Origin of the sequence: Sulfitobacter litoralis, assembly GCF_900103185.1 — a bacterium.
Lineage (GTDB): Bacteria > Pseudomonadota > Alphaproteobacteria > Rhodobacterales > Rhodobacteraceae > Sulfitobacter > Sulfitobacter litoralis.
In genome coordinates, this window is sequence record NZ_FNJD01000004.1 from 54,304 (window position 1) to 72,137 (window position 17,834).

The 17,834-nt window shown below is 57.9% G+C and carries 19 protein-coding genes; 8 read left to right on the forward strand and 11 right to left on the reverse strand.

What is annotated here, in order from left to right; translation table 11 throughout:
* The first annotated feature begins 27 nt into the window (after nucleotides 1-27).
* From BLQ98_RS04765 to BLQ98_RS04780, 4 genes are all read left to right on the forward strand, one after another.
* Nucleotides 28-1,458: an aminotransferase-like domain-containing protein gene (locus BLQ98_RS04765; protein ID WP_093732201.1), complete on the forward strand. Its 1,431-nt coding sequence runs from the start codon at nucleotides 28-30 to the stop codon at nucleotides 1,456-1,458.
* 162 nt (nucleotides 1,459-1,620) lie between these two features.
* Nucleotides 1,621-2,082: a 50S ribosomal protein L13 gene (gene rplM, locus BLQ98_RS04770; protein ID WP_093732202.1), complete on the forward strand. Its 462-nt coding sequence runs from the start codon at nucleotides 1,621-1,623 to the stop codon at nucleotides 2,080-2,082.
* A gap of 2 nt (nucleotides 2,083-2,084) precedes the next feature.
* On the forward strand, nucleotides 2,085-2,585 hold the full coding sequence (rpsI, locus tag BLQ98_RS04775; protein WP_093732203.1) for a 30S ribosomal protein S9: 501 nt from the start codon (nucleotides 2,085-2,087) through the stop codon (nucleotides 2,583-2,585).
* A gap of 177 nt (nucleotides 2,586-2,762) precedes the next feature.
* Entirely contained in the window at nucleotides 2,763-3,743 is a 981-nt protein-coding gene (locus BLQ98_RS04780) for an LLM class flavin-dependent oxidoreductase (RefSeq protein ID WP_093732204.1), read from the forward strand.
* Nucleotides 3,744-3,748: 5 nt separating this feature from the next.
* On the opposite strand, the gene BLQ98_RS04785 is transcribed toward BLQ98_RS04780, so the two are convergent.
* The 8 genes from BLQ98_RS04785 to guaA form a co-directional block, all read right to left on the reverse strand.
* A complete protein-coding gene (locus tag BLQ98_RS04785) occupies nucleotides 3,749-4,366 on the reverse strand; it encodes a TetR/AcrR family transcriptional regulator (protein ID WP_093732205.1) in 618 nt (205 codons plus the stop codon).
* On the reverse strand, nucleotides 4,359-5,228 hold the full coding sequence (gene ppk2 / locus BLQ98_RS04790; protein ID WP_093732206.1) for a polyphosphate kinase 2: 870 nt from the start codon (nucleotides 5,226-5,228) through the stop codon (nucleotides 4,359-4,361). Before ppk2 ends, BLQ98_RS04785 begins: the two co-directional genes overlap by 8 nt.
* Before the next feature lie 52 nt (nucleotides 5,229-5,280).
* On the reverse strand, nucleotides 5,281-6,249 hold the full coding sequence (locus BLQ98_RS04795) for an alpha/beta fold hydrolase (protein ID WP_093732207.1): 969 nt from the start codon (nucleotides 6,247-6,249) through the stop codon (nucleotides 5,281-5,283).
* Between the two features lies 1 nt (nucleotide 6,250).
* Entirely contained in the window at nucleotides 6,251-7,183 is a 933-nt protein-coding gene (gene metA / locus BLQ98_RS04800) for a homoserine O-acetyltransferase MetA (protein ID WP_093732208.1), read from the reverse strand.
* Between the two features lie 81 nt (nucleotides 7,184-7,264).
* Nucleotides 7,265-8,119, reverse strand: coding sequence for an ATPase (locus BLQ98_RS04805; RefSeq protein ID WP_093732209.1), 855 nt, complete (start codon nucleotides 8,117-8,119; stop codon nucleotides 7,265-7,267).
* Between the two features lie 134 nt (nucleotides 8,120-8,253).
* Nucleotides 8,254-9,384 (reverse strand): OmpP1/FadL family transporter, encoded by a 1,131-nt coding sequence (locus tag BLQ98_RS04810; protein ID WP_244148371.1) that lies wholly within the window; start codon nucleotides 9,382-9,384, stop codon nucleotides 8,254-8,256.
* A 144-nt stretch (nucleotides 9,385-9,528) separates the two neighbouring features.
* Nucleotides 9,529-10,362 (reverse strand): DMT family transporter, encoded by an 834-nt coding sequence (locus BLQ98_RS04815; RefSeq protein WP_093732211.1) that lies wholly within the window; start codon nucleotides 10,360-10,362, stop codon nucleotides 9,529-9,531.
* A gap of 103 nt (nucleotides 10,363-10,465) precedes the next feature.
* Nucleotides 10,466-12,028: a glutamine-hydrolyzing GMP synthase gene (gene guaA, locus BLQ98_RS04820; RefSeq protein WP_093732212.1), complete on the reverse strand. Its 1,563-nt coding sequence runs from the start codon at nucleotides 12,026-12,028 to the stop codon at nucleotides 10,466-10,468.
* Between the two features lie 198 nt (nucleotides 12,029-12,226).
* Between guaA and BLQ98_RS04825 the strand changes: the two genes are divergently transcribed.
* Nucleotides 12,227-13,765 (forward strand): trimethylamine methyltransferase family protein, encoded by a 1,539-nt coding sequence (locus BLQ98_RS04825; RefSeq protein ID WP_093732213.1) that lies wholly within the window; start codon nucleotides 12,227-12,229, stop codon nucleotides 13,763-13,765.
* 4 nt (nucleotides 13,766-13,769) lie between these two features.
* Here BLQ98_RS04825 and BLQ98_RS04830 read toward each other — a convergent pair whose 3' ends face one another.
* The gene (locus tag BLQ98_RS04830; RefSeq protein WP_093732214.1) at nucleotides 13,770-14,069 is read right to left on the reverse strand and encodes a DUF6477 family protein; all 300 of its coding nucleotides are present in this window, start codon (nucleotides 14,067-14,069) and stop codon (nucleotides 13,770-13,772) included.
* A gap of 243 nt (nucleotides 14,070-14,312) precedes the next feature.
* On the opposite strand from BLQ98_RS04830, the gene BLQ98_RS04835 reads away from it, so the two are divergent.
* Both BLQ98_RS04835 and lipA read left to right on the forward strand, forming a co-directional pair.
* A complete protein-coding gene (locus BLQ98_RS04835; RefSeq protein ID WP_093732215.1) occupies nucleotides 14,313-15,416 on the forward strand; it encodes a DUF6456 domain-containing protein in 1,104 nt (367 codons plus the stop codon).
* Between the two features lie 115 nt (nucleotides 15,417-15,531).
* Nucleotides 15,532-16,479, forward strand: coding sequence for a lipoyl synthase (gene lipA, locus BLQ98_RS04840; RefSeq protein ID WP_093732216.1), 948 nt, complete (start codon nucleotides 15,532-15,534; stop codon nucleotides 16,477-16,479).
* Nucleotides 16,480-16,603: 124 nt separating this feature from the next.
* Here lipA and BLQ98_RS18220 read toward each other — a convergent pair whose 3' ends face one another.
* On the reverse strand, nucleotides 16,604-16,777 hold the full coding sequence (locus tag BLQ98_RS18220; RefSeq protein WP_167354508.1) for a hypothetical protein: 174 nt from the start codon (nucleotides 16,775-16,777) through the stop codon (nucleotides 16,604-16,606).
* Nucleotides 16,774-17,310, reverse strand: a complete 537-nt coding sequence (gene hpt, locus BLQ98_RS04845; protein ID WP_093732217.1) for a hypoxanthine phosphoribosyltransferase — start codon at nucleotides 17,308-17,310, stop codon at nucleotides 16,774-16,776. Before hpt ends, BLQ98_RS18220 begins: the two co-directional genes overlap by 4 nt.
* 67 nt (nucleotides 17,311-17,377) lie before the next feature.
* On the opposite strand from hpt, the gene BLQ98_RS04850 reads away from it, so the two are divergent.
* Nucleotides 17,378-17,833, forward strand: coding sequence for a type II toxin-antitoxin system RatA family toxin (locus tag BLQ98_RS04850; protein ID WP_093732218.1), 456 nt, complete (start codon nucleotides 17,378-17,380; stop codon nucleotides 17,831-17,833).
* The last annotated feature ends 1 nt before the right edge of the window (nucleotide 17,834 follow it).

Consider the following 17,834-nt stretch of genomic DNA (forward strand, 5'->3'; position numbering starts at 1 on the left):
ATACATTTTGAAAAGGAAAACATTGTAATGGGTACAATTTGGCATCCCGAGCGCATTGATGGGCCAGGACCTAAATACAAAGCCGTTGTTACAATGATACGAAACGGCATCGCGAATGGGGGCCTGACGGCGGGTGAAAAGCTGCCCCCGGTCCGGGAGCTGGCATGGAAGCTGGGCATAACGCCGGGGACCGTGGCGCGCGCCTATACCATGCTGACTGACAGCGGGATGTTGCAGGCAGAGGTCGGGCGCGGCACCTTTGTTGCCCTGCCGCCCAAGAAACCCGATCGCAACAGTCCAATCGAAATGGACGTCATCGCCCACCATGTGCACCAAGGTACCAAGAATTATCCCGCCGACACTTACGCGGTGAATATGTTCTCGCCTCACTTGCCCTCCGCAGGGCAGGCCACCTTGATCCGCACATTGATGGCAGAGGTTGCACAGGATCCGGCATCGGGTGTGATGCATTACCCTAGTCGCACAGGAGCCCGTCCCGCACGCGAAGCGGTCGTTAAATGGCTGGCCGGGACACCGCTGGGGTCATTCACTGAGGCGGATGTGATCCTGTCTCATGGGGGGCAGAACGGGCTGTCGCTGGTGTTTCAATCCATTCTGCAAGGACGCCGGCCCGCCATCGCCATAGAGGCGCTATCTTACCCTGGCTTCCGACGGGCGGGGGAATTGCTGCGGGCTGATGTTGTCCCGATCGCGATGGACAAAGACGGCGTGATCCCCGAAGCGTTAGATGAAGCGGCGCGAAATCATGACGTCCAGATCTTCTGCACCTCGCCCGAAGTACATAACCCAACCGCCGGCTTCACCCCTGTCGCCCGCCGCGAGGCGCTGGTCGAGGTGGCGCGTAGGCATGACATTCAGATCGTTGAGGATGACTGCTATCGGATGCGGGTAGACCGCGCGCCCACCTACCGAATGTTGGCGCCCGAGCGGGGGTGGTATGTATCATCGCTGGCTAAAACCCTGACACCCGCGCTGCGCATCGGCTTTGCCATTGGCCCGCGTCAGCGCACGTCCGATCTGCGCCGTGTGGCTGAATACAACTGCTTCGGCCTCGCGACCCCGCTTATTGATCTATGCGCAAAATTGCTTGTGCATCCGGACATTGATGCGATCGCGGAAGGCACGCGACAGGGCTTTAACGCCTATGTGCAAAGCGCGGTCAATATTCTGGGCGGCTATGATGTGGCGTGGCGGATCAATGTACCCTTCTTGTGGCTGAGCCTGCCTGTTGGCTGGAGGGCAGGGGCGTTCTGTCAGGCGGCAGAGGGGCAAGGCGTGCAAATTCGGTCAGCCGAAGAATTTGTTTGCCGTGACGCCCGCGCTCCTCATGCTGTGCGCCTTGCGATCAACGCCGGCGTCGCGCTGCACAGCTTCGAAGATGCGATCATGCGGCTGCGTCACCTGCTGGACTCCCCGCCAGAGCAGTTAAGCGTGTAACTTTCGTGGGGTAAAATAATACCTAATTTATAGACCGTTGTTTTTAAACGCTAAATTAGCCGAACCCACGCTTGACGTGGCGAGGGGCGTGTTTATAACCCAGCAATCAGATAGCGGGGTTCGGTTTCGGACCCTTTCACCAAACTAACGGGAATTCCCTCCATGAAAACCTTTTCTGCAACACCGGCAGATATCGACAAGAAATGGATCATCGTCGACGCTGAAGGCGTCGTCCTTGGTCGTCTTGCATCGATCATTGCCACTCGTCTGCGCGGCAAGCACAAGCCTTCCTTCACCCCTCACATGGATTGCGGTGACAACGTCATCGTCATCAATGCCGAGAAAATCCAGATGACCGGCAAGAAGCGTGAAGAAAACTTCTACTGGCACACAGGTCACCCCGGCGGGATCAAAGAGCGGACCAAAGCTCAGATCCTCGAAGGCGCCCACCCAGAGCGCGTTGTGACCCAAGCGGTCAAGCGCATGCTGCCCGGCAACCGCCTGAGCCGCCAGATCATGACCAACCTGCGCGTTTACGCCGGTTCCGAACACCCCCACGAGGCGCAAAGCCCCGAGGTTCTGGACGTGAAATCCATGAACTCTAAAAACACGCGGAGTGCATAAGCATGGCTGATGAAATCAAAACACTCGAAGGCCTCGAAGCGGCCGTAACCGAGAACATCGGTGGCGTTCAGGGTACAGAAGTTGACATGACCCCGCGCGAGCCCGTTCGTGACGCGCTTGGCCGTGCCTATGCAACCGGTAAGCGTAAAGATGCGGTTGCCCGCGTCTGGATCAAACCAGGTTCCGGTAAAGTCATCGTAAACGGCAAGCCGCAAAACGAATATTTTGCACGCCCCGTTCTGCAGATGATCCTGGCACAGCCCTTCACCATCACAGGCACCGACGGTCAGTTTGACGTTGTTGCAACTGTGAAAGGTGGCGGTCTGTCCGGTCAAGCGGGCGCGGTAAAGCACGGTGTTTCCAAAGCACTGCAGCTTTATGATCCCTCGCTGCGCGGCGCGCTGAAAGCGGCAGGCTTCCTGACACGCGACAGCCGTGTTGTTGAACGTAAGAAGTACGGTCGTGCAAAAGCGCGTAAGAGCTTCCAGTTCTCCAAGCGTTAAGCTTTACTTTACAGTATTTGGAAAAGGCCGCTCCGGTATGGGGCGGCCTTTTTCGTTTGAGCATGGGGCCAGCCGACCCTTCGGGGAGAGTTTATTTCGCAAAATGAAGCGGGCGAGGTGGTTTTGTTTTCAAGGCAGCGTGCTTAGGTAAAGGATACGTAAAAACGGAGCCATCCCATGCAATTTTCAGTTCTTGATCTTTCCCCCGTGCCGGAAGGGTCAGATGCCCGCCAAGCCATTGCAAACACAATTGATCTGGCGAAGCGTGCCGAGGCTGCGGGCTACCATCGCTACTGGATGGCAGAGCATCACAACATGCCAGGTATCGCATCGGCTGCGACATCGGTATTGATCGGGCATGTCGCTGACCATACATCGACTATCCGCGTCGGCGCGGGGGGAATCATGCTCCCCAACCACGCGCCCTTGGCCATTGCAGAGCAATTTGGCACATTGGCCACGATCCATGGTGACCGGATCGACCTGGGCCTTGGCCGTGCGCCCGGCGGTGATCAGGCGGTGTATCATGCATTGCGACGTGGGATGCAGGGGGGCGACCGGTTCCCCGAAGATGTAGCCGAGCTGATCGGCTATCTGGGCGACGCCCCTGCCGGTGCACGGGTCATGGCCCATCCTGGACAGGGCACCCATGTGCCGGTGTGGATCTTGGGGTCGTCGCTTTATGGCGCACAACTGGCTGCGCATTTCGGTCTGCCCTATGCCTTTGCCTCGCATTTCGCGCCAGACGCACTGGAGGATGCGGTGGCGATCTACCGCCGCGATTTCAAACCATCCGCCCAGTGTGAAAAACCTCATTTCATGCTCGCGGCGAATGTATTCGCTGCCGATACCGATGAAGAGGGCGCTTACCTGCGCACATCCATGCAGCAAGCGTTCGTGCGTCTGCGCACCGGCACTCCGGGCAAGCTGCCGCGTCCGGTCCGTGATATTGATGCCGAGGTTGGCATTCAGATGCGGCAGGCCGTCGATCAGGCGCTGCGGATCACGGCAGTTGGCAGCCCCGAAAGCGTAGAGCGTCAACTGTCGCAGATGATTGAGAGATATCAACCTGATGAGCTGATCCTGACAGGGCAGATCCATGACCATGCCGCGCGCCTCAAGTCGTTCGAGATTGCCGCCAAAATACTGGCCGGATAAGCCGTTCAGTCGTCCGGGCCAATCAGGCCGAGGCCTCGAAGGTAGATACCGATGCCGCTTTCCAGCAGTTCATCTGCTGGAAAGGGTGACGCACGCCCCGGAGAGTTGCGCGCAAAAAGTTCTACCACGCCATGGCTCAGTGCCCAAATATGGGCCGAAAACATGGATGCTGGCGGTCGTTTTTCGAAAGGGATATGCTGGCTCAGATCGCTCGCGGCCTGCTCAAGCACCCCACTGGCACGCGCCGCTGCAGCGGCCAGATCGGGCGTGCGGTTGACCGAGATACCGCTTTCGAACATTGCGATGTAATGGCCGGGGTAATCGCGGGCAAATGCGAGGTAGGCACGGCCTGTCGCTTCGAACGCCTTTAACGCCGAGGGTTGGCCGGATTGATAAGCCGCCTCCATCAGTTCGGCAAAGATATGATACCCTTGCAGCGCGCCTTCAGCGATCAGGTCTTCGCGGCCTTCGAAGTGGCGATAGACGGCGGCGGGGGTCACGCCCGCCTGCTTTGCCGCCTCTGACAGCGTAAACCCTGTGGGGCCGCGATCTTCGATCAGTTTTAGCGCGCCGTCGATGAGCGCCTGTCGGAGGTTGCCGTGGTGATAGCCGCGTTTAGGCATCCCAGATATCGGGGGCACCGCAAATTTGGTCGTCAATGGTCCCAATCGCCTTTGGGTCTTTATCGGCGTAGTCAAAGGCATGCAGCACGGTACGAATGGCGGCCAGCCGCGCGCGACGTTTGTCGTCAGAGCGGATCACGGTCCAAGGTGTCCGGGCTGTATGGGTGCGCTGCAAGGTCTCTTTGATCGCGGCACTGTATTCATCCCATTTTGCCAAGCCTTTGACATCGATCAGACTGAGCTTCCACTGTTTCAACGGGTCGTGTTCGCGCGCAAGCATCCGGCGCAGCTGTTCGCCGCGGCCGACGTTCAGCCAGAATTTGAACAGATGAAGCCCGTCGTCCACCAGCATCTTTTCAAGCGGCACGACCTGTTCGAAAAACGCCTCTCGTTCGGTGTCGGTGCAAAACCCGAACACCGGTTCGACAACGCCGCGATTGTACCAACTACGGTCAAAAAAAACCATATCGCCTGCCGTCGGCAAGTGCTTGATATAGCGCTGAAAATACCACTGTCCGGCTTCGGTTTCGGTGGGTTTCGGCAAGGCAACTACATGAGCTGCGCGTTGGTTCAGATTATGACGGAACCGCGCAATGGTGCCGCCTTTGCCTGCCGCGTCGCGCCCCTCGAATATCATTGCGATGCGCGTGCCGGTGTCGCGGGCCCATGCTTGCAGTTTGACCAGTTCGATCTGAACGCGGTCCATTTCGCGGTCATACTGCTTGCGTCCCAGACGTTCGCAATGGGGGTAGCTGTTGCTGAGGATGTCATCCTTATCGGCACGCTTGATCGCTTTGTTGATCGGCGCGGGGGCGTCGTTTTCGAAATAGGCGCTGATCGCACCGTCAAAGGGCAGGTCCATGGGGGCCTCCTCAAAAATCCTGTTCACCCTAACTTATGGAGCGTTCTGCGCCCTAGCGCAAACCCGCACGTGTCGCCGCGCGGTCGATGGCCGCGACAACCTCGGGTTGAGAGACATGTTGCGGCATATGGCCGATCCCGGGCAGGGTGGTCAGTATTGCATCGGGCAGTTGCGGGGTCGCAATGGCGGCGTGTACCTCTAGCGGGACGATGGTGTCTGCTGTCCCGTGGACCAGTTCTATCGGCATGGTCAGCGTGGCATATTGTGCGACCATCTTTTTGATCTCGGGCAGCAAGGTGTTTACCTGCTGTGCGTTGGCACGCATGGAGGTTCGGCGAAGGGCCAGACCTGTGCCGATATGATCGTTGTAACCGTCGGGCGTATCTTGTGGTGCAAAGATAGCGTTGACGCTGGCGCGGATGAACCCTTGGGGCAGAAAGGCGGTGACCAACGGGATCACGATGCCTGACCCAAAGGCAGACCCTGTCAGCTTGTACTGCCAGCCAAGATCACCCTCCCACGGCTCTGACACGCCCGAGGCGAGCACCAGCGCCGCCGTTTCATCGGGACGCAAGAGCCCCCATGCCAGCGCAACCGCCCCGCCATAACTGTGGCCCAAGACGATCGGATTGCTCACCCCAAGGCGGTCCGCTGCCTTTTGCAACAGTGTGGCCTGTTCGTGCGGCGTCGCTGCGGTGGCATTCCATGCGCCCGCATGTTGGGGCAGGTTGTCGGTCCAACCGAGCCCCGGACGGTCGAACAGGATAACGCGGTAGCGGTCGGCAAGCTGGTCCACCATATCAAAGGTGAAATCCCGCATGTTCCCAGAGGCCCCGTGGATCAGTACCAGATCCGGCCCACCGCCTTGCACCCTAGCATGCACCGTGACGCCATCGATATCGATTAACTCGCCAATCGGGGGATAGGCAGCGTCGGCTGCGGCCTCGCGCGTAGTGGCCCGCCATTGCACCAAGATGACCAGCCCCAGCACAACCGCAATAATCGTCAGACTAAACAGCATGCTACGTCCCAAATGAGCCACGACCGATGTCGTTCAGGTCATAGTGGGTCGTCTGGTAGATCTCGTTTATCCAATTGCCGTAGAGCAGATGCGCGTGGCTGCGCCAACGATTCAGCGGCACCTGTGTGGGATCGTCGTCGGGATAGTAATTACACGGAACGTTGATCGGCGTGCCTTGGGCGACGTCCCGGTCATATTCGTCCTTCAAGGTGTCGCGGTCATATTCGAGATGATTAAAGATATACAGCGCGCGGTGGCCGGCATCTTCAACGAGACAGGGGCCGACCTCCTTGCTGCCGAGCAAGGTTGTCAGGCTTGGCACCGCGTCGACCTCTGCTGCGCGCATTTCAGTCCAGCGGCTGACGGGCACCACAAGATCGTCCGAAAATCCCCTCAGGTAGGGTGACGACGGCTCAAGGTTGCTGTGCCGGAAGCACCCGAACGCTTTATCTTCCAGCAGGTGTTTCTTGATGCCGTGGAAATAATTGATCATCGCCATGCCGCCCCAGCAGACGCCAAAGGTCGAATGGACATTGGTTTGCGTCCAGTCAAAGACGCGGGTGAGCTCTTCCCAATAGGTGACATCATCGAAATCAAGATGTTCGATTGGCGCGCCGGTGATGACCAGACCGTCGAATTTTTCATCCGTGACCTCTTCGAAGGGCCGGTAGAAGCTTTCAAGGTGGTCGGCGGCGGTATTGCGTGACTGGTGGTCCGACATGCGGATCAGGCTGAATTCGATTTGCAGCGGTGTCGCCCCGATCAGCCGTGCGAACTGGTTCTCGGTCTGGATTTTCTTGGGCATGAGATTGAGCAAGGCAATACGCAGCGGACGGATATCCTGACGCGCCGCCATTTCCTCGTCCAGCACCATGACACCCTCGCGCGTTAGCACGTCATAGGCAGGCAGGTCTGAAGGCAGTTTAATCGGCATGTCAGTATTCCACGTCTTGGGTCATTGCTTGAATTCTCTGCGCTGCATTTAGATAAGCGCCCGCACAAAGGGCGCCAAGGGTCACGCGCCTAACGTCCCCGCGATCAGATCGACGAAGTCATCCTCGGACCTGAGCTGGGCCACCTGATCCGCAGTCACCGTTACGCCCCAACGCGACATCGCCTCGTAGCGGGGCTGTCGGTGAGCCAAGGCTTGGGCGTAGGTCCAGCGAATAAAGGCATCCGGATCAACATCGTCCTCTTGACAGTTGTTTTCATTTAGATATTCCTGCCAGACACGCAGCAGGAATTCGGGCTGGTAGGCCATCGGTTTGGGCGCTTTATCAAAACGGCGGATCAGCTCTTGGGTGTGGGCATCGTCGCCCTTGATCCAGACCGGCAGACATTCCGCCGAAAGCGTTTGCATCAGCGGATCATTGTCGTCGTCGGGGTCCACCCATTCGCAGATCGACCCGCCGGTGTCACAGATGAAATGCGGGTATCCATATAGCATCTCGCCGCGGCGGGCGAAGTAACCAGTGTCACGCAGCGCCGCGATCTCTGCCTGTTTGAACGCCTCTTGCCGCGACGCATATTCCGTCATGGGCAACCCGCCCTTGGCCGGATCACCGGGTTTTCCCAGCCAGGTGGCGACAGGCGACAGGTTATCAAAGGTAATATTGGACCCGATATAGATACTATCGCTCAGCAACAGATCGCGCAGGAAAGGCACCTTCATCGCCTCGGCCTTGGCGTTATCTGCGATGGTTTCGCCCAAGTAGCGGGTGCCAATCCGGTAATCGATGGAATAGTGGAACCAATCGCCCGACTGCCGCAACAAATGGGCCATATGCGTCTTGCCCAGACCCGACATGCCAAAGACCAGCACATGTTTATGCGGCGCAGCACGCCACGCAGCGGCAGAGGGGTAAAGCATCGGTCGTCATCCTTGGAACGTCTTGTTTCGCAATGAGTACCGCAGCCAGACACAAGACGCCAGTGACCGCATTCTCACGAAAAAGCCCGCCACATTACTGCGGCGGGCTGACATCGGGTTCGGTGTGGTAGGGCTTAGAACGTGAAGCCGACTTTTACGCCGATTGCGACGGCATCATTGTCTTCGAAGACCGCTGCTGTTTGCCCGCCCCCGAGCGTTGTTTCCGCATCGCCGATGTTGATGTAACGGATGCCCGTCGTGATCTTCATGCTGTCGCGGGTATAGGTCGCTGCCAGACCGAGGCTCTTGTTGCCATCAGTCGGGCCGAGGTCGCTCGAGAAACCACCGTTGGATTTTTCATAGCCAGCAACTGCGGCGACGGACCATGTGTCGTTCAGGCGGCGACCGACACCTAGGCTGTAGGTATATACGTCATCTTCATAGCTCAGCAGTGGAGGATTTCCAGTACCGCCGCCGAAAGCAAAGGGGGCAATCTCAAACGATGACCAATCGACCCAACGAACGCCGCCAAATACCAGTGTGTCCGCCGCAATACCTGTTTGGAATTCGAGGTTAACCGACTGCGGCGTTTCAATATGCGTTGGTCGAGTAGAAACCGTTGCGCCGTTTACGCGCTCGACAGTATCAACATCGTACTTAATCTTTGAACTATAGGTCAGCGATACGCGCATAGCGATCTCTGGCTTTTCGTAGGCGACACCTGCGACATAGCCGACACCGGTGTCACGATCTCCCTCGACATTGTAAGTTGCTCCCGGCGCAGGGCGATTTGGAAGAGTAGCTGTCGCTTCGATTGTCTGGACACGAATACCGCCGTGTACGCTAAAATTATTCGGCATTTTGTACCGCAGCAGACCGGTTAGGGCATTGCTATTGAATTCAGCCTTAGACCCTTGGGCAAAATAGCCAGTGCCGGCTGGATAATCCACATCAGCGCCAAAGGGCTGGTCATAGATGATTGCATAGGAAAGCTGATCATTGATGTCGGCCTTGTAAGCGGCACCAAAGGTCAGAAAGTTGTCCGTCATGTTGCCGGAATTCGCACCCGGCGTCGGCGCGGCAGCAGACCGAGGCCCTGCACCAACACCTGACGTGTCAGGGGACACCGACCCAAGGCTAAATTCAGCATAGCGGCCGCTCTCAAACAGGGCCGTGATCGACTGACCAGACCTGTCGATGCCACCCGCATGCACCGTGGACGCGCTGCCCAACAGGGCTGCCATTGCGATTACTCGATACGTCATCGTAGAATACTCCTCCCCAGAAGCGATGCAGCCACGGGGTCGCGGCTACAAGTTATAGAGCAACTGAACGGCAGGGTGCGTCAATCTGTCAATTCTTGACCAAGGGGAAGCCAGCGGGGCTGTCGCAAAACTGTTGCAGTTTCGTTACGCAACGCGTCGTGCTTCGACCCAAAGGTTCAAATAATTGCCTGCAAAGATTATCGCGCCACCGATGAAGACCCAGATATCCAAGGCCTCGGCGTAAACCAGCATCCCGATTACGGCAATCAAAGGCAGGCGGATGAAATCAATTGGTACGACCACCGTCGCGGGCGCAATGGAAAGCGCGTTGGTCAAACAGAAATGCGCCAAAAGCCCCGCAATCCCGATCAACAACAGCAATGGCATCTGCGCGGTATCCGGCACCGCAATTTCCCCATCATAACCAGCCATGACTACCCCAAAGACCAGCTGCGTTACCGTTAGATAGAACAGGATGCAGGTGATCGTCTGGCTGCGCGTCAGACGTTTGGTCAGCATGATCGTCAGCGCAAAGAAGATCGCCGATGAGGCGGCGGTAATTACCCCCGTGTTCAGACCAGCGATCGTGGGGCGCGCGACACATAGGATGCCCACAAATCCAAGCACCGCTGCCAAGGCGCGCACTTTGGTCAGCCGTTCGCCAAGGATAAAGGGTGACAGCACGATCACCCAAAGCGGAGACGTGAATTCAAGCGCGAACACCTGCGCCAGCGGGATCACCGTGACTGCATAAAACCACAGGTTTTGTCCGGTAAAATGCGCCAGATTGCGCCCGATCTGTATCCCGAAGTTCCGCCGGTTGATCTGCCCCCATGTGCCATACAAACTGGCCAGCGTGACGACAGTGATCACCCCGACCAGTGACCGATACATCATGATCTCGAAGGTATCGAGGTGGCCGCCAAGCTCGCGCCCGGCGACGGCCATCGCAGAAAACGACGTGATCGACCCCATCATCCACAAAGCTGCCCTTAGCGTGGGCGTCACGGTCTATTTTCCAAATGGAAAAAAATCCCCGCCGGAGGCATCTTCGTCATGCGGCCGATCACAGCCATTCAGATCATTCCCATTCAATGGTCCCGGGAGGTTTCGACGTGATATCGTAGGTCACACGGTTGATACCGGGGATCTCGTTGATGATCCGCGTCGCTGTCTCGCCCAGGAATTCATGGGTGAACGGATAGTAATCCGCAGTCATCCCGTCGACGGATGTCACCGCGCGCAGTGCACAGGCAAAATCATAAGTCCGGCCATCGCCCATGACACCGACGGTGCGCACGGGCAGAATTGCCACGAAGGCCTGCCAGATATCATCATAAAGCCCGTGTTTGCGGATTTGGTCGATATAGACCGCATCGGCTTCGCGCAGGATGTCCAGCTTTTCGCGGGTGATTTCGCCCGGGCAGCGGATCGCGAGGCCGGGTCCAGGGAAGGGGTGACGCCCGATAAACGACGGCGGCAGCCCCAGCTCGCGGCCGAGCTCGCGCACCTCGTCCTTAAAGAGTTCGCGCAAAGGTTCGACCAGCTTCAGCCCCATCTTTTCGGGCAAACCGCCGACATTGTGGTGCGACTTGATCGTGACGGAAGGACCGCCCGAGAAAGACACCGATTCAATAACATCGGGGTAAAGTGTACCCTGCGCCAGGAAGGTCGCATCGCCGACGTCTTTGGCATGCTTCTGGAACACGTCGATGAACAGCTTGCCGATGATCTTGCGCTTGGTTTCCGGGTCCGAGACGCCGTCAAGCTGGCCAAGGAAAAGCTCCTGCTCTTCCGCGTGGATCAGCGGCATATTATAGTTGTCGCGGAACATGGTTACGACTTCTTCGGCTTCGCCCTTGCGCAGCAGGCCGTGGTCCACAAACACGCATGTCAGCTGGTCGCCGATGGCTTCGTGGATCAGCACGGCAGCGACAGAGGAATCGACTCCGCCGGACAAACCACAGATGACCTTTTGATCGCCAACCTGCTCGCGGATCGCCGCGATGGCTTCATCGCGATAGGCGCTCATTGTCCAGTCGCCCTTGAAGCCCGCGAGACGGACAAAGTTTTCGTACAGGCGTGCGCCGTTGGGGGTGTGGTGGACTTCGGGGTGGAACTGCACAGCGTAGAAATTGCGCGATACATCACCGGTCACCGCGAAGGGCGCATGCGGTGAGGTGCCATAGACTTCGAATCCGGGGGCGATGGCACTGACGTGGTCGCCGTGGCTCATCCAGACTTGTTCTTTTTCGGTGAGGAACCAGCCTTCGAGTAGCTCAAGACGAGCCTCGGATGGTGTCACAAAGGCGCGGCCGAATTCAGCAGTACCGTGACCGCGTTCAACCTTGCCGCCCAGGCAATGCATCATGACCTGTTGGCCATAGCAGATGCCAAGGATCGGCACGCCAAGCTCGAACACCGATTGCGGTGGCATCGGCGCACCTTCGGCGAAGACCGAGGACGGCCCCCCCGACAGGATCACCGCCTTGGGCGCAAAATCCTTGAGAAAGGCATCATCCACCGTGTTGAACGGGTGGATTTCGCAGAACACATTAAGTTCACGCAAACGGCGGGCGATCAGCTGGGTGACCTGGCTGCCGAAGTCGATGATGAGAAGGCGGTCATGGGAGATATCTGTCATGCAGTCTGATTATGGGCGGATGGCCTTCGTGGCAAGAGTGGAGTGGGGGCCAGCCCCCAGACCCCCGGAGTTTATTTAGCAAAATGAACGGGCGGCGGATCACGATGTCGGTTTTTGACCTTTAAGGCCGTAATCCGCGTAAAGGCCGCTGCGCGAATGGGGTAGCTAGACCTCAGTTTTGGCGAAAAGGAATACCTCATGGCGGAATCAGCAAGACGCGGGCGCGGTGGTGGCGGTGCAGCACGGCGGGCAGCGCGGTCGGCTGTGTCGTTCGAGACAGCAAAGTACATCGAACGCAACATCCCCAACTATGAGGTGCTAACCGAAGAAGCGCTGGAGGTCATCGAATATAATGCCGATACAGTATTGGAAGAAATCGGCGTAAACTTTCCTGACAACCCAGAGGCCTTGGCGCTGTGGCGCGCGGCCGGGGCCGAGGTGACCGGCGACCGTGTGCGTATTCCACGTGGGCTGGCGCGCGAACTGTGCAAGACCGCCCCGTCGCAATTTACCCAACATGCCCGCAATCCCGCCCGTAACGTCGAGATCGGCGGGCGCAATCTGGTGCTGGCACCGGTCTATGGCCCGCCGTTTGTGCGCGATACGGCCGGTGGCCGTCGCTATGCAACGATGGATGATTTCAATAAATTCGTGAAGCTGGGCTATATGTCCAAATGGCTGCACCATTCTGGCGGCACAGTTTGCGAACCGACGGATGTGCCCGTGAACAAGCGCCATCTGGATATGTTGCACGCGCATATGACGCTGAGTGATAAGCCGTTCATGGGGTCGGTGACTGAACCCAGCCGCGCACAGGATTCGGTGGATATGTGCAAGATCCTGTTCGGGGCCGATTTTGTCGACCAGAACACGGTCATGACATCGCTGGTCAACATCAATTCGCCCCTGACCTTTGATGACGTGATGATGGGGGCGCTGAAGGTTTTCGCCGAAAACAATCAGGCCTCGATCATTTCGCCCTTTATTGTTGGCGGTGCGATGGCGCCGGTTTCCGTCGCGGGGACGTTGACCCAGGTTCTGGCAGAGGTCATGGCCGGAATCGCCTATAGCCAACTGATCCGCAAAGGCGCACCGGTGATCTTTGGGGCGTTTGTGACCTCGATCGACATGAATTCGGGCGCGCCAACCTTTGGGACGCCGGAGGCCGCGCATATCACCTATGGTGCGGGGCAACTGGCGCGGCGGATGAACCTGCCGTTCCGGTCTTCGGGGTCGTTCTGCGGGTCAAAGCTGCCCGATGCGCAAGCCGCGTACGAAACAGCCAACAGCCTGAACATGGGGCTGCTATCGGGTGTGAACTTTATGCTGCACGCCTGCGGCTGGCTGGAAGGCGGACTGGTTGCGTCGTTCGAGAAGTTTGTAATGGATGCCGATCAATTGGGCGCTTTGCACCATCTGGCACGTGGCGTGCAGATTGATGAAAATGCGCAAGCAATGGACGCGATCCGCGAAGTTGGTCCCGGTGGGCATTATCTGGGCTGCGCCCATACCCAAGCCAACTTTAAGGAAGCGTTCTGGAAATCCGACCTGCTGGACTACAAGCCGTTCGAGACATGGTCGGACGAAGGCGCGCGCGATACGCAAGCACTGGCGGCGGCGCGGGTTGAAAAGCTGTTGGGCGACTATGTGCAGCCCGAAATGGACCCTGATACCCGCGCGGCGCTGGATGCCTTTGTCGCTAACCGCAAGGCAGCCGAACCCGACAGCTTTATGTAGGCGGTCAATCAGGCGCGCTGCGCGGGGTGGCGCGCAAAAGCTCTGCTTCAGCGACAATCGCGATCATGACTTCGATATGACGGACCAGGTTATAACCTGCGTCCGTCTTTTTACGTCTGGTGTTCAGGTCTGCTTCGATCTCGATCAGTTGCAACAGCGCGACGGCGCTGCGAGGTAGGGCGGTGCGCCCCAAAATACGACGCAAGAGTGGCCCGCGCCGATACCCGTCTTTGCCAATATTAGCAGCACGAACAAGAATGGCAGGGCGGTGGATGTTGCCAAGCCGCGTCATAATATCTTGCATGAATTCATATCCTTGAATGACCTGAAGCCCCGAATAGACGCGGCCTAACGCACTAAGGATTCCACCCAAACCACGCGTGTTGCGCAGCGGGACCACTCGCCGTGCGACGTGGTTACGAGTGTTTACCATTTGGAAACAATTATGGGGTTGGGCCACATATATTAACAAATCCATAACCAATTAACCTTTTGCTACTGTGGATAAATCTGTGGATATCCACGCTGCTTTTGGAAAGGACAGTGCATGACGCAAATACTGAATACACGACCAGACGGGACCGAATTGCCGGGATGGGTGCCCGACGCCGCGCGGCATTACCTGTCTCATATAGAGATGGGGCACCCTATTCGGGCGTTAGCGCGAACTGCGGAATGCCATGCCTCGACAATTTTGCGCCAGATCCGTCGGCTGGAAACGCGGCGCGACGATCCGCTGGTGGATGATGCTCTGGATGTTCTGGGGCAGGTCAGCCGCTGTAAAACCCACCCCATGCAGGAGCCCGTTGCGATGAACAACAGTGCACAACCGATGATGCCCGATGACGAAACCCTGACCAGCGAAGCACAGCGGATCTTGCGCCGTTTGCGTGAAACGGGTGCCCTGCTTGCTGTCGCTGCCGAAATGGACAAAGGCGTCGTGGTGCGCAACGGGCCTGAGGGCGCGCAGACGCGCACGGCAGTCGTGGATCGCTGCGTAGCACAAGCGATGGCGTTGAACGGCTGGATCGCCACCGATGGCGAAGGGCGCATCTTGCGCTATCATATCACCGCTGCGGGACGGAACGCGCTAGAGGATATGCTGGCGAAGGCGACGCCAGAGGCACTCGGGACCGAGTTTTGCGAGGAACAGACGTCTTTCGCCGCGACGCCACCGCCTGCGGGCGCCCTCCAAAAGACCGCGCGGCGGTTGCGCTATACGCTTGCGGAGAGCCCCTTGGCTGCTTTGGCCCGCCGTCGTGATGCTCACGGCGCGCCGTTCCTGTCAGATAATCTGGTACAGGCAGGCGAACGCCTGCGTGAAGATTTTGAGCTGGCGCAAATGGGCGAGGCCGTGACCCAGAATTGGGACCGGTTTCTGGCACCGGGCGGGCAGGGGGACAGTGTCTCGTTTGAAGGCAGTGCGCCCTCTGCGGCCCGGGCACGCGTCGGATCAGCGCTTGCAGATCTGGGGCCGGGACTGTCGGACATTGTGCTGCGGTGCTGCTGTTACCTTGAGGGATTGGAGACCGCGGAAAAACGTCTTGGCTGGTCTGCGCGATCTGGCAAAATTGTGCTGCGCATTGCGCTTATGCGGTTGCGCAAACATTATGTCGAAACGCTTGGACCGGGCAGTGCTATGATCGGCTGACCAATGGGCTTGAAATCGTGGCGACACGCAAGGCTGTCCTGCGGATGAGAACTCCCTCTTTCATGCGCCGCGCGAAGCGACTACATAAGGGGCGTATTCCCAACGGAGCCTGATCATGCGAGACCTGAAAATCCCCGAGCAGCGCCACCCTGAAAAGGCCCGACGCCCCGATAATCCACAGCCGAAAAAGCCGTCTTGGATTCGGGTAAAGGCACCGGGTGGGAAGGGGTATGCAGATACCGCCAAGATCATGCGCGAGAACAAACTGGTCACGGTTTGCGAAGAAGCGGGCTGCCCGAATGTCGGCGAATGCTGGTCGCAAGGCCACGCCACCATGATGATCATGGGCGAGGTCTGCACCCGCGCCTGCACCTTCTGCAACATCGCCACGGGGCGCCCGCCAGAAGCTCTTGATATCTTCGAGCCCGGGCGCGTCGCCGATGCGGTGTCTAAATTGGGGCTGAACCATGTGGTCATCACCAGCGTCGACCGCGACGATATCGAAGACGGCGGGGCAGAGCATTTCGCACAAACCATCCGCGCCGTGCGCAAACGGTCGCCGGGCACCACGATCGAGATTCTCACACCCGATTTCATCCGCTGTGACCCAAAGGTGCTTGAAACCGTGGTCGAGGCGCGGCCGGACGTGTTTAACCACAATCTGGAAACGGTCCCCGGGCTGTACCCCGAAGTCCGCCCCGGTGCGCGGTACTTCCATTCGCTGCGCCTGTTGCAACGGGTGAAAGAGCTTGACCCGACCATGTTCACCAAATCTGGCATCATGGTGGGCTTGGGCGAAAACCGTCAGTCCGTGATGCAGGTTATGGAAGACATGCGCGCGGCAGATATCGATTTTCTGACCATTGGGCAGTATTTGCAGCCGACGCCAAAGCACCACGCAGTGGACCGGTTTGTGCACCCTGATGAATTCGCCGCCTATGAAAAATCGGCCTACGGCAAGGGATTCTTGATGGTATCTGCGACGCCGTTAACTCGGTCCAGCTATCACGCGGGCGACGACTTTGCGCGCTTGCAGGCGGCGCGGTTGGCGAAGCTGGGTTGAAGATAAGGGGCGCTGCCCCGCAATCTCAAAAACCATAGTGAGGGGCGCTGCTCCTCAAACTCATTCCCGAGAATGAGGGGCACTGCCCCTCAAACTCCCCGGGATTTTTTGCCATTTGGAAGAATCAGAAGGGTTTCTTGATGCGTTCGGTCGTGGCCCATTCAGGCCAGTAGCCAAAATATTCTGCGCCAAAGATCAACGCGCCGGCCAGTACGACCGCAAAGACAAACTTAACGCGACTGGCCGAGGGCGGATTTTGCACCCAACGTCTCATGCGCATCAGCCATGCGATGTTCATGTAAAGCGGACCTTGCCGATAAACGGCTGGTTGCGGTCGCGCTGTGCGTAATCGATGCCATACCCCACGACAAATTCATCGGGAATTTCAAAGCCGATCCAGTCGGCCTTCATGTCCACCTCGCGGCGGCTGGGTTTGTCGAGCAATGCGATGGTTTTTAGCCGCGCAGGTTCGCGCGACAGCAGCAGGTTGCGCACGTGGTGTAGGGTGTGGCCCGTATCGACGATATCTTCGACGACCAATACGTCACGGCCTTCGATTGCGCCGCGCAAGTCCTTGAGAATGCGGACTTCCCGCGTGCTTTCCATACCATCGCCATAGCTGGACGCTTCTAGGAAATCGACTTCGATGGGCAGGTTTAGTTCACGCACAAGATCAGCGATGAATACGAAGGACCCGCGCAGCAAACCGACAACTGTCAGCTTTTCAGTGCCTTCGAATTCGGTCTGAATTTCACGGCACAGGGTTTCGATCCGCGCGGCAATTGCCTTGGCCGAGATCATTTCGTCGATGACATATGGTCGCGTTGTCATGGGTTTTACCTTGAAAAAGGAGGAGTTAAGATTTCATAAGGGCTAACTTCATGACAGATGGAAATCAATGCCTACCCATTCAGAGACCCGCGAGCTGCCGTATACCGCCCAACAGATGTATGATCTGGTGGCCGATGTGGCGTCATACCCCGAATTTTTACCCTGGACCGCCGCCGCGCGGATCAAAAGCCGTGAGGACAAGGGCGATCACGAGGTGATGGACGCCGATCTTGTCATCAGTTTCAAGGTGTTTCGTGAACGGTTCACCAGCCGCGTTGTCCTGTGGCCAGAGACCAAAAAGATCGACACCGAATATCTGGACGGCCCGTTCAAGTATATGAAGTCGAACTGGGGGTTCGAGGACATCGGCGACAGCAGATGCAAGATACATTTCTTTGTCGATTTTGAATTCAAGAATGCGATTTTGCAAAAGATCATCGGTGTCGTATTTAACGAGGCGATGCAGCGGGTGGTGCGCGCATTCGAGAAACGCGCCGCTGTGCTATATGGCCCGGGGGCATAGC